The organism is Rhizobium tropici CIAT 899, assembly GCF_000330885.1.
Lineage (GTDB): Bacteria > Pseudomonadota > Alphaproteobacteria > Rhizobiales > Rhizobiaceae > Rhizobium > Rhizobium tropici.
Map to the genome: position 1 here is coordinate 2,143,104 of NC_020059.1, position 11,804 is coordinate 2,154,907.

At 61.1% G+C, this 11,804-nt stretch carries 8 protein-coding genes and 1 riboswitch; of the genes, 2 read left to right on the forward strand and 6 right to left on the reverse strand.

All coding sequences use genetic code 11. The annotated features are described in order from the left end of the window. Position 1: 1 nt before the first annotated feature. The 5 genes from cobO to cobU form a co-directional block, all read right to left on the reverse strand. A complete protein-coding gene (cobO, locus tag RTCIAT899_RS10490; protein WP_015340202.1) occupies positions 2–646 on the reverse strand; it encodes a cob(I)yrinic acid a,c-diamide adenosyltransferase in 645 nt (214 codons plus the stop codon). Beyond that, positions 643–1,242, reverse strand: coding sequence for a dimethylsulfonioproprionate lyase family protein (locus RTCIAT899_RS10495; protein WP_015340203.1), 600 nt, complete (start codon positions 1,240–1,242; stop codon positions 643–645). The genes cobO and RTCIAT899_RS10495 overlap by 4 nt, the downstream gene beginning before the upstream one ends. Further along, on the reverse strand, positions 1,239–5,387 hold the full coding sequence (gene cobN, locus RTCIAT899_RS10500) for a cobaltochelatase subunit CobN (RefSeq protein ID WP_015340204.1): 4,149 nt from the start codon (positions 5,385–5,387) through the stop codon (positions 1,239–1,241). The genes RTCIAT899_RS10495 and cobN overlap by 4 nt, the downstream gene beginning before the upstream one ends. 236 nt (positions 5,388–5,623) lie before the next feature. Next, entirely contained in the window at positions 5,624–6,673 is a 1,050-nt protein-coding gene (gene cobW, locus RTCIAT899_RS10505) for a cobalamin biosynthesis protein CobW (RefSeq protein ID WP_041677907.1), read from the reverse strand. A 5-nt stretch (positions 6,674–6,678) separates the two neighbouring features. Beyond that, positions 6,679–7,203: a bifunctional adenosylcobinamide kinase/adenosylcobinamide-phosphate guanylyltransferase gene (gene cobU, locus RTCIAT899_RS10510; protein ID WP_015340206.1), complete on the reverse strand. Its 525-nt coding sequence runs from the start codon at positions 7,201–7,203 to the stop codon at positions 6,679–6,681. A 141-nt stretch (positions 7,204–7,344) separates the two neighbouring features. After that, a riboswitch (cobalamin riboswitch) is annotated at positions 7,345–7,743 on the reverse strand. 181 nt (positions 7,744–7,924) lie between these two features. Here cobU and RTCIAT899_RS10520 point away from each other — a divergent pair. After that, positions 7,925–9,721: a chloride channel protein gene (locus RTCIAT899_RS10520; RefSeq protein WP_015340207.1), complete on the forward strand. Its 1,797-nt coding sequence runs from the start codon at positions 7,925–7,927 to the stop codon at positions 9,719–9,721. On the opposite strand, the gene RTCIAT899_RS10525 is transcribed toward RTCIAT899_RS10520, so the two are convergent. Then, positions 9,718–11,172, reverse strand: coding sequence for a cobyric acid synthase (locus tag RTCIAT899_RS10525; RefSeq protein WP_015340208.1), 1,455 nt, complete (start codon positions 11,170–11,172; stop codon positions 9,718–9,720). The genes RTCIAT899_RS10520 and RTCIAT899_RS10525 overlap by 4 nt on opposite strands. Before the next feature lie 235 nt (positions 11,173–11,407). On the opposite strand from RTCIAT899_RS10525, the gene RTCIAT899_RS33775 reads away from it, so the two are divergent. Beyond that, positions 11,408–11,551: a hypothetical protein gene (locus tag RTCIAT899_RS33775; protein ID WP_015340209.1), complete on the forward strand. Its 144-nt coding sequence runs from the start codon at positions 11,408–11,410 to the stop codon at positions 11,549–11,551. Positions 11,552–11,804: the final 253 nt, after the last annotated feature.

Consider the following 11,804-nt stretch of genomic DNA (forward strand, 5'->3'; position numbering starts at 1 on the left):
GTCAGAACTCGACGCCCGGCTGTCCCTTGATGCCGGAGCGGAAAGGATGCTTGATCAATTCCATCTCGGTGACGAGATCGGCAATCTCGATCAGCTCTTCCTTAGCATTGCGACCCGTCAGGACCACATGGGTCATGTAGGGTTTCTCGTTCTTGAGGAATTCCAGCACCTCGTTGATGTCGAGATAGTCGTAACGAAGCGCAATGTTGATTTCATCGAGCAGCACCATGGAGTTGCGCTCGTCGCGGATCAGCTCCTTGGCCTTTTCCCATGCGGCAGACGCCGCCGCCACGTCGCGGGCGCGGTCCTGAGTCTCCCAGGTGAAGCCTTCGCCCATGGTGTGGAACTGGCAGATGTCGGAGAAATGCTTCTCGATCAGGTCGCGCTCGCCAGTCCACATGGCGCCCTTGATGAACTGCACCACGGCGCTTGGCTTCCCATGAGCGATGTGGCGGAAAATCATGCCAAAAGCGGAGGAAGACTTTCCCTTGCCCTTGCCGGTATGGACGATGATCAGACCCTTCTCATCGTTTTTGGTCGCCATGATCTTGTCGCGCGCAGCCTTCTTCTTGGCCATCTTGTCGGCGTGACGGGCGTCGTCGCTCTTCGGGGCGTCCGCACCGGTTTCGGCCAATTCGTCGCTCATTGCATTCTCCCTGATATGATCGATTTCTGTGCCAGCGGGCCACCGCGCCAAAGATAGAGCGCGACGAGTGGCTGGTCTTCCGTGCGCATGGCGTGGCGGATATTCGAGGGGTGATGGATGATCTCGCCCGACCAGCGCGGCAGGAATGGCTGGGCATCCTTGCTCCACAGCGAGCCGTCGGTCAGCGGGATATAGATCTCCTCAGCCTCGTGATGATGATCCGGATAATGCACGCCGGGACCGAGCAGCAGGAAGCCGCCGGCCATCTCCTCGCTCGCAAAATGGCCGCGCGTGCCGAACAGTTCGACCCAGCCGTATCTCTGCAGGAAATCCGCGCCGAAATCGGTGATGCTGTAGGTCTGGGCCCAATGCAATGCGCTGGCGGCATTGCGAAGCGTGTCGAGCAGGCTTGCTTCCGGCTCATAGCTCGGCGCATGAGGTTCGCGAAGATAGCCAACGACAGGCAGATCGCGCGGTGCAAGCGGCCGCTCTTCCATCGACCATTGAAAGCCTTTCATGAAATGCCCAAGCATCGGATCGCTGCGCGACAGGAGATAGTCGCGGAAGGTCGTCAGAAGGTCGTCGACCGCGCTCAAGCCGCAACCTCCTTGCCCGATTTCAGGCTCTCCAGATCGAAATGCGCCGAGTTGCTTTTCGGCGTCCAGAGATTGCGATCTATCGCCTCCAGCAGCCGTTCCTTCAGGTCCCGCAGTGCCGCCGGGTTCTTCTCCGCCATGAAATCGCGCACGCGCTGATCGACGATGAAGGCCTGATATACGGCCTCGAAATGATGATTGCGGACGACTCCAGTCGTCGCGGCGAAAGCAAAGAGATAATCGACGGTCGCCGCAATCTCGAACGCGCCCTTGTAGCCATGCCGCATGACGCCATCGATCCATTTTGGATTGACGACACGCCCGCGCACCACCCGGCCGATCTCTTCTTCCAGCGAACGGATGACCGGCTTTTCCGGCCGCGAATGGTCATTGTGATAGATCGACGGGCGGGCGCCGGCGAGCTGCTCGGCAGCAGCAGCCATACCGCCCTCGAATTGATAATAGTCATCGCTGTCGAGTAGGTCGTGCTCGCGATTGTCCTGGTTCTGGACAACAGCCTGGATCGAGCGCAACCGCTCCTCAAAGACACCGCGCTCCGCCCTTCCTTCCTCGCCCGCGCCATAGGCATAGCTGCCCCAGACGAGATAGGCTTCGGCCAGATCGGCACGCCGCTCCCATCCCTTCTCATCGATGAGTGCCTGCAGACCGGCGCCATAAGCCCCAGGTTTGGAACCGAAGACCCGATAACCCGCCCTGCGGCTGGCAGAGGCAGCGTCGAGGCCGACAGCTTCGAGCCGCGCGATCTCGCCGCGCATGCGCGCCGCAATGGGATTGTCCGCCGCATCCTCATCGAGCATGCCGACGGCACGGATGGCCTTGTCGAACAAGGCGATCTGTTCGGGAAACGCGTCACGGAAAAAGCCGGAAATGCGCAGCGTCACGTCGACACGTGGCCGCCGGAGCATGGCAGTCGTGATGATCTCGTAGCCGGTGACGCGGCGAGACGTCATGTCCCAGACGGGCTTGACGCCGATCAGCGCCAGCGCCTGCGCGATATCGTCACCGCCCGTGCGCATGTTCGAAGTGCCCCAGGCGGTCAGGCCGAAGGAAACGGGCCATTCGCCATGGTCCTGCACGTAGCGGCGGATCAGCAACTCGGCCGATTTCTTGCCAAGTTCGTAAGCGGCCGGCGTCGGAACCGCACGGCTGTCGACAGAATAGAAATTCCGCCCCGTCGGCAGAACATCCGGCCGGCCCCGCGTTGGCGCACCGGAGGGGCCGGGCGGAACGAAGCGGCCGTCGAGGCCTTTGAGCAGGGCGAAGATTTCTGCATCGCCGCAGGCCAGGATGGACGGCTGGAGCTTTGCGGCAATTTCTTCAAGGACCATACGGGTGTTTGGCCAATTCTCGGGGCAAGCCGTTTCGCCATCCACGAGTTTCGCAGCCAAGAGTTCGATGCGCTCGACGGTATCGCCCTGGGTGCGCCAAGGGACATCGGAGATGTCGTTGAGGATGGCGGGGCGCGGGCCGGTCCATTCGGCGGCCATGTCGCAGTCCAAAGGGTCGAAAGGTTTGCCTGGAGAGATACCCCCCTCTGTCAGCTTCGCTGACATCTCCCCCACAAGGGGGGAGATTGGCGGGAGTATGCCGCCTGGCTTTCCTGCCTCTCCATCGACAGTATCAGCGACCTCGATGGCCATTTGAGGCGATGTCGTGCCGCGAGCCACCAATCTCCCCCCCTGTGGGGGAGATGTCGCGTCAGCGACAGAGGGGGATACCACGCTCTCCACACCCGCCAAACTCTCCACACCCTCAAAAATATCCCGAGCAATCGCCCGCTGCAGGCTCTGATCACCGCCCTCGCCCAGCCCGCGCGGCACTCTTGCCAGCGCCACCGTCAAATCCGTCAGCAACCGCCCGGAAGGCGAAACGCCGAAAATATGCAGGCCATCGCGGATCTGCATTTCCTTGAGATCGCAGAGATAGGCGTCGAGCTTGCGCAAGGCCTCGTCTTCGCCCTCGCCCTTGGCGATGCCGGCATCCTGATCGAGGCCGATATCGGCAACGAGATCGAGGATCTGCTTGCGAAGCAGACGGATGCGGCGAGGATCGCCGCCCGAAGCCTCGTAATATTCGTCGACCAACGCCTCCAGATCCTTCAGCGGGCCATAGCTTTCGGCGCGCGTCAGCGGCGGCGTCAGGTGGTCGATGATGACGGCGCTCGTGCGGCGCTTGGCCTGCGTGCCCTCGCCGGGATCGTTGACGATGAAAGGATAGAGGTTTGGCAACGGTCCGAGGATCGCTTCCGGATAGCAGCTTTCCGACAGTGCCAGCGCCTTGCCCGGCAGCCATTCGAGATTACCGTGCTTGCCCATGTGGATGACCGCATGCGCATCGACGGAACGGCGCAGGAAGGCATAGAAGGCAAGATAGCCGTGGGGCGGAACGAGATCGGGAGAGTGGTAGCTCTCCTTCGGATCGATATTGTAGCCGCGCGCCGGCTGGATGCCGACAAGCACGTCGCCGAAGCGGGCGAACGGCAGGGCAAAGCCGTTATCGAGCGCGTAAGGATCTGCCTCAGGCCTCCCCCAACGCAGCGTGATTTCATCCTGAATCTTTTGGGGAAGCGACGAGAAGAAATCCTTGTAGTCGCTAAAGGAAAGCCTCTCGCGAACGACGCGGCCATCATGCCCGGAATTTGTCGGGCCTTCCGCCAGATGCCGCATCAGTGCATCGTCATCGGCAGGCAGATCGGCAACACTATAGCCCGCCGCCTGCATCGCCTTCAGCACCTCGATCGTGCCGGCCGGCGTATCGAGCCCGACGCCGTTGCCCAAACGTCCATCGCGATTGGGATAGTTCGCCATGACGAGCGCGACACGGCGATCACCGGGCGGCGTATTGCGCAGCCGCGCCCAACTGGCGGCGAGCCGAGCCGTATAGCGCATGCGATCCTCGAGCGGTTCGCTGGCGACGATATTGGCCTCCACCCGCTCGTCATAGCGGGCAGCCGCCTTGAAGGACACCGCGCGGGCAAGAACACGGCCGTCGACTTCCGGCAGCGCCACGTTCATGCCGAGATCGCGCGCTGAAAGCCCCTGCGAGGATGCCTCCCACGCCTCCTTCGATGAAGCAGAGAAGATGGCTTGCAGAACGACAGCGTCGCCCGTCTCCAGAACCGTTGCCTGCCGATCCGCGCCCGGTGCTGAAACGGCAAAGCCTGTCGCGTTGATAACCACGCCCGGCTGCAGCTCAGTAAAGACGCTTTCGAGAATGCCGACGGACACGGCATCCTTGAGACTATAGGCAAAGACCGGCAACGGCCGCATGCCCTCGGCGATGAGGGCCTCTATCATCGCTTCGACTGGTTTAGTTTCGCCGCTCTGAACCAGCGCGCGATAGAAGGAAATCGCGACGGTCGGGGGTTCGATTTCCTGCACCTGCTCCAAATCGATGGCGGCATCCAAGGGAGAGCTTCGCCCCTCATCCGCCCTACGGGCACCTTCTCCCCGCACGCGGGGCGAAGGGGGAACTGCGGACTCGATATGCTCCCTCTCCCCGTCAATACGGGGAGAGGGCTGGGGTGAGGGGCGAACCCTCCATTCGATTTCGAGCCTCTTCCACTCCTCCACGCCGATTACGCCCCTGCCCGGCCACCAGATTCCGGCCTTCATCAAGGGCACGGCTGGCATCGGCTTCTCGGCACCCGAGAGCATCGCCGCGGCATAGGCTAGAAACGCCCGCGAATTCGCCTCGCCGCCCTCGATCAGATAGGACCAGAGCGCGTTGAGATCATCGAGCGCGACGTTGGAAAAGGGCGTCAGCCCCGGATCGGGCTTCGAATCCCCCGGCAGCACCGCGATCAAGGCACCCTGGCGCGCCGCACAGGCATACAGCGCCTCCAGCGCATAATGGAAATAGCTTGCTCCTCCCAAGGCTCGCACGATGATGAGCTTCGCATATCGCGCGGTCCTGTCGATATAGGTATCGACGGACATCGGATGCTTGAGGCTCATCAGGCTCGCGAGCCGAAGGAAACAGTCGCCCTCGCCATGCGCTGCGGCAATCGCCGCAAGCTCGGTATCGGCAGCCGACAGAAAGAGGATATCGCCGGGCGTCTGCCCAAGGTCGATCGCCTCCTCGCCGTCGCTGATCGTTCCCTTTTGTGCTAGGAGGAGATGCATCAGGCGTCAGAGTATGCGGCAGCATACCCCCCTCTGTCACTTTGTGACATCTCCCCCACAAGGGGGGAGATCATTCGGTGCCACGCTTCGCTGGACTTACCTCCCCAAGCCGCAGCTACTCCCGACATCGCTTGTTTTACGATGCAGCAGCCACGAGCTTCCAATCTCCCCCCTTGTGGGGGAGATGTCGCGAAAGCGACAGAGGGGGGTATCTCACGCCAAAGACCCGACATCAATCAAACCAGCGCTTCGATCGCCCTACGCACGATCGTCTCATCCATCTCGTGCAGGCCGATCACCACCAGCCGGGTCGCGCGCGCTTCACCCGGTGTCCAGGCGCGGTCGAAATAGGTGTCGATGCGGCTGCCGACGGCCTGAACTTGCAGGCGCATCGGCTTACCGGGCACGTCCACGAAGCCCTTGAGGCGCAGCACGTCATGCTCGGCAATCACACCCTTCAGCGCATCGACGAAGGCCGCCGGGTCGGCAATCGGGCCAAGCTCGACGACGAAGCTGTCGAACTCGTCGTGATCATGCGGTGTGCCATCCTCATGCTCGAGCTCATGATGGGATTTGCGGTTGACGATATCGTCTTCCGTGCCGATGCCGAGGCCGAGCAGGATGGCGGCCGGAACATCGCCGTTCTTCGCTTCGATAATCGTCGGCTTGCGGGCCGTGCGCGAGGCAACCTCGGCGCGGACGCGGCCGAGACCGTCGGTGTCGATCAGATCGGTCTTGTTGAGCACGATCAGATCGGCGCAGGTCAGCTGATCCTCGAAAAGCTCTTCGATCGGGCTTTCATGATCCAGCGAGTCGTCCTCGACGCGGGCGGCTTCGACAGCGTCATGATCATCGGCAAAGCGGCCAGCGGCAACAGCAGCGCTATCGACGACGGTGATGACGCCATCGACGGTGACATGGGTCCGAATGTCAGGCCAGTTGAAGGCGGCGACCAGCGGCTGCGGCAGCGCAAGGCCTGACGTTTCGATGACGATGTGATCCGGGCGCGCGTCGCGCTCCAGAAGCTTCGTCATGGTGGGGATGAAATCGTCGGCGACGGTGCAGCAGATGCAGCCGTTGGTCAGCTCGATGATATCATCCTCAGTACAGTTCTCCGCGCCGCAGCCCTTCAACACGTCGCCATCGACGCCGAGATCGCCGAATTCGTTGATGATCAGCGCGATCTTCTTGCCGCCTGCGTTCTGCAGGAGGTTGCGGATCATCGTCGTCTTGCCGGCTCCCAGGAAGCCGGTGATGACGGTGGCGGGAATCTTTTCCTGGTTCATATGCATCAACCCTTCATTTTCAGCGGCAGGCCCGCTGCGATAAAATAAACTTCGGCACTCGCCGCCGCGACCATCTGGTGCAGACGGCCGGCATGATCGCGAAATTCGCGCGCCATGCGATTTTCCGGCACGATTCCAAGGCCCACCTCGTTGGAGACGAGAACGAGCCTCGATCGTGCAGTCGGCAGAAATGCAGTGAGAGCGGCAAATTCCGCCGCCATGTCACGCTCGGCCATCATCAGATTGGTGACCCATAGCGTCAGGCAGTCGACAAGCACCGCCCGCCCCTCGGCGTCGACGGCGGCAAGCTGCCCGACAAGATCGATCGGCTCCTCATGCGTTTGCCATAGATCGCCGCGGTCGGCACGATGCTTCGCGATGCGCTCGCGCATCTCGTCGTCCCATGCCTGCCCTGTCGCCACATAGTGACGTTCAAGACCCGTGTCCGAAACCAGGGATTCGGCAAACCTGGATTTGCCGGAACGCGCGCCGCCAAGGACGAAGACTGCTCGGGAAATCGAAGACGACATACGCTATGCCCGCTCCCACACAAAAACAGGGGTCGGCAGCACGTCGCTGAAACCGGAAAACAGGCGCCTATACGCCGAAAACTCGTCTTGCGCCATGACAACCTCCGTGCTGGCAGCGGAACCGACGTCCCAGAACAGGCTCTGTGCCCGGCACGCATGGCAGGTCTCCTGGCTCGCGGATAAGGCGCCGCGACGGGGGCGGACCGAAACCGGTCGCCCCCGATCGTGCGCCAGCGGACCTTTCTCGCCTTCCCGGCAATGCATCATGAAAAGGCGGACGATTCGTAGAATAAGAGGCGTCCAGCCCCGGTTGATCATGATGCCACGCCAGTGGCTTTTTCGACTTGAGCCTGTCCCGCCCCGTTCGCCCCATGCGAACCATCGATGGAATAGGTTTCAAACCGAACGAAAGACCCTGACCGCTCTACAGTCGCGGGGTCGGCTGTGATGAGAACGCCCGGATTGGGTCCGTCCCTCCACATTCCCTTTTCATCCCATGCGGCAGATCGCCGCTCAGGAACCATTCGTTATGCCGGCAATGATTAGGCTTTCACTTACGTCAAGTCAATCAAGGGCATGGATGCGACCTGCGTCATCCTGATTACGAAATCGGCTGAAAATTCCCATAAAGCCAACGGCTTTTTTGCCGTATTTCTTTGATGTTAGGAGGTTATAGAGGGTAGGCTCTCGCATTCGAGTAAAAACGTATCGTCCGTTTCCCATGTTGCAGAAATTCCAACCGCGACGCCTCGGCGTCTTCTCGGCTCTGTTCGATCTCGGTCGCTTCAGGGCATTGCTGCGCCGTGGCGAATTGGGACTTGTCTTCGCCGGAGCGCTGGTGGGAATAGTATCCGGCTGCGCCGTAACGGCGATGAGCTATATCTCGCGCAAGTTTCACAGCGTCATCTACGGCATAACCGACTACGAACGCTTGAGTTCGGCAGCGATGGCAATTCAGGACAAATCCGTATTGTTCATCGCACCGATCGCAGGCGGCATCATTCTCGGCATACTGCTGTATATATTGTCCCGCACGCGCAAAAAGCCGATGGTCGACCCGATCGAAGCCAATGCGCTGCATGGCGGCCGCATGTCGCTAACCGACAGCGTCATCGTCGCGGTGCAGAACCTGATCTCGAATGGATTCGGCGCCTCTGTCGGGCTTGAAGCAGGCTACACGCAGCTCGCTGCGGGCATTGCCTCCAAGTTCGGCTACAAGATGCAAATGCGTCGCGCGGACCTGCGCATGCTCGTCGGCTGCGGCGCGGCCGGCGCCATCGCCGCAGCATTCAACGCGCCGCTCACCGGCGCCTTCTACGCCTTCGAGCTGATCATCGGCAGCTATTCGATCGTCACCCTGACACCCGTCGTGGTCTCGGCGCTGATATCGACCATGATCGCAAGACTGCTCGCCGGCGACGATTTCGCCATCGATATCGATCATTTCGGGGCGATCGTTCCAGCCGATTATCTTCCTGCCATCCTGCTCGGTGCCTTCTGTGCCGGTATCGGCATCCTGATCATGCAGGGCGTCGCATGGGTCGAGGAACTGGCGCGCAAAAGCTCGATCGCGCCGCCTTTCCGCCCTGCGCTTGGCGGCTTGGTAGTCGGAACATTGGCGCTGATCTCGCCACAGGTCCTGTCTGCCGGCCATGGCGCCCTGCATCTTAACCTATCGACCGAAGTGACGCTGAGCGCACTTATCGGCGTCTTCATCCTGAAATCCCTGGCGTCAGCAGTTTCGATCGGCTCCGGCTTCAGAGGCGGCCTCTTCTTTGCCTCCCTGTTCATGGGCGCGCTGCTCGGCAAGATCTTCGCTTATTGCGCACCCTATTTCGATCACGCCACGCTGACGCCGGCCGTCTACGCCGTCGTCGGCATGAGCTCGCTTGCCGTCGCGATTATCGGCGGGCCGCTGACGATGACCTTCCTGGCGCTCGAAATCACCGGGGATTTCCCGATCACTGCCCTGGTTCTGGCGGCGGTCATCACCTCCTCGCTGGTGGTGCGCACGACCTTCGGCTACTCCTTCGCCACATGGCGCTTCCACCTGCGCGGCGAGAGCATCCGCAGCGCTCACGATGTCGGCTGGATCCGCAACCTGACGGTTGCGCGCATGATGCGCCCGGATGTGCATACGGCCAGCATCGACATGAGCATCGAGGAATTCCGCAAGAATTTCCCCATCGGCTCCGCGCAGCGCGTCATTCTGATCGACAAGAACGAGAAATATTCCGGAATGGTGCTCGTGCCCGACGTTTATGCGAGCCCGATCGAAAAGGACGACGAGGAACACGGCCTTTCCGACTTCATCCGGCTGCGCAACGAGTTCCTGCAGCCGCAAATGAATGCCAAGCAGGCAGCCGCCATGTTCGAGCAGACGAAGAGCGAAGCGCTCGTCGTGGTCAACGACCTGATCGAACGCAAGGTCATCGGCCTGCTGACGGAGAGCTATACGCTGCGTCGCTACAGCGAAGAACTCGACCGCCGCCGCCGGGAAGTCTCCGGCGAGCTTTAGGCGACGAGGCTGTCGAGCCAGGCGGGATCGAGTACGCTTTCCAGCTCTGCCGCCACTTCGTCCAGAGCCTCGTCGACGCTGGCGCGATAGTTCATGCGCTCGCCGGAGACGCCGAAGCTTGCCAGCAGCTTTGCCCGATAGCTGTCGCTGCTGAAAAGGCCATGCAGATATGTGCCCATGATGCGACCATCCGGCGATACGGCTCCATCAGGCCGCCCGTCGATCATGGCCGATGGCCGCTCGCAGTCCCGGCCCCGCGTCACGCCGAGGTGGATTTCATAGCCCGATAACGGCACATCATACTCTTTGGAGACGGCAGTGCTGTTGCGCACGGTCTTTTCCGGCGCCATCTCCGTCTCGATATCCAACAGGCCTAATCCGGGCGTCTCGGTCACCGATCCCTCGATGCCAAGTGGATCATGGACCATATGGCCGAGCATCTGGTAGCCACCGCAAATGCCGATGACGCGGCCGCCACGACGCACATGAGCGGCTATATCGCGGTCCCATCCCTGCTCGCGCAGATCAAGGAGATCGCCGATCGTAGACTTCGAACCCGGCAGCACCACGAGCGCTGCATCGGCAGGCAAGCGCTCTCCAACGCGGATAAACACCAAATCGACATCCGGTTCGGCCCGCAGCGGATCGAGGTCGTCGAAATTGGCGATGCGCGACAGCACGGGTACGGCGACCTTGAGCGCACCAGAGGAACCTCGAGCAAGTCGCTCCAATACGACCGAATCCTCCGCCGGCAGGCGCGCCGCCGCCTTCAGCCAGGGAACGACACCATGGCATTGCCACCCCGTGAAGCTACCAATTGCCTCGATACCCTCACCGAAGAGGGAGACATCGCCACGGAACTTGTTGATCAGATAGCCGCGGATCATCCGCCGATCTTCCTCCGGCAAGATATGGTATGTGCCGACCAGCGACGCGATCACGCCGCCGCGGTCTATGTCGCCGACCAGCACGACGGGAACATTGGCGCGTGTCGCAAAGCCCATATTGGCGATATCGCCGCGCCGCAGATTGATCTCGGCGGGCGAGCCTGCCCCCTCGACGATGACGAGATCGGTCCCCGCCCGCATCGTGGCGAAGCTTTCGAGCACCGCACCGAGCAATTGCGGCTTGAGCGCCTGATAGTCCCGACCCTTGGCTTGGCCCCAGACCTTGCCCTGCACGATGATCTGGCTGCCGGTTTCCGATTGCGGCTTCAACAGCACCGGATTCATATGAACCGATGAGGGAACGCGTGAGGCCAGCGACTGCAGCCACTGGGCACGTCCGATTTCGCCGCCATCCTCGGCAACGGCCGCATTGTTCGACATGTTTTGTGGCTTGAACGGGCGCACTCTCACGCCCCTGTTTGCGAACAACCGGCACAAGCCCGCGACCAATACCGTTTTTCCGACATCGGAGCCCGTTCCCTGCAGCATGATCGCTCTCGTCATTCCCCACCACCTCGATATGCTACAGCCACTGAAAACGCGGGATTTGGCCTTGATTTTGCCGCGATCTCCACTCCTCGAAGCCCACCACCACGATACAAAAATGCATCACAGTCCAACATGCTCTATTTGCGACATTGGATGACGATTTCATCCATTGTGAGTTACGCGAAGGAGGATTATCTGCATCGTGAAAACAAACAACGAAACCGGCCGGTCCGGGTCGGAGGATACCCCAATGCTTTTCATCTTCAACAGACAGAATTCCATCCAGATCGCCTGGAACGGCAAGCTTCCGGCTCACCGCCCGGAGAGCCGGCTACAGCAGCTCGATACGCGCTTCGGCACGGTGGGCTTCATCCGCACGTATAATGTCGGCTGATAGCGCGTCAAGCCGCCATTCCAGCACACGAGAAGCCGCCATGCGACAGCATCGGCGGCTATATTTTTGCTCAATGTCGAGATCGGAGCGGATTACCGCTCTCACACAGAAACTGTCTTGTAACGGCACTCTTTAAAGCGCGAAAACCGCGCGATCCGGAGATCGACGCGGTTTGCCAAAAACGCCGGCTTCCCTGCACATACACCGCAAGGTTCGCATTCCCCGGTACGCTATACCTGATCCAGGGAAGCAG

Coding starts and splice junctions, on each gene's coding strand:
- cobU (WP_015340206.1), bottom strand. CDS start 7,203: ATGTCGTCTTCGATTTCCCGAGCAGTCTTCGTCCTTGGCGGCGCGCGT.
- cobW (WP_041677907.1), bottom strand. CDS start 6,673: ATGAACCAGGAAAAGATTCCCGCCACCGTCATCACCGGCTTCCTGGGA.
- RTCIAT899_RS10525 (WP_015340208.1), bottom strand. CDS start 11,172: ATGACGAGAGCGATCATGCTGCAGGGAACGGGCTCCGATGTCGGAAAA.
- cobN (WP_015340204.1), bottom strand. CDS start 5,387: ATGCATCTCCTCCTAGCACAAAAGGGAACGATCAGCGACGGCGAGGAG.
- cobO (WP_015340202.1), bottom strand. CDS start 646: ATGAGCGACGAATTGGCCGAAACCGGTGCGGACGCCCCGAAGAGCGAC.
- RTCIAT899_RS33775 (WP_015340209.1), top strand. CDS start 11,408: ATGCTTTTCATCTTCAACAGACAGAATTCCATCCAGATCGCCTGGAAC.
- RTCIAT899_RS10520 (WP_015340207.1), top strand. CDS start 7,925: ATGTTGCAGAAATTCCAACCGCGACGCCTCGGCGTCTTCTCGGCTCTG.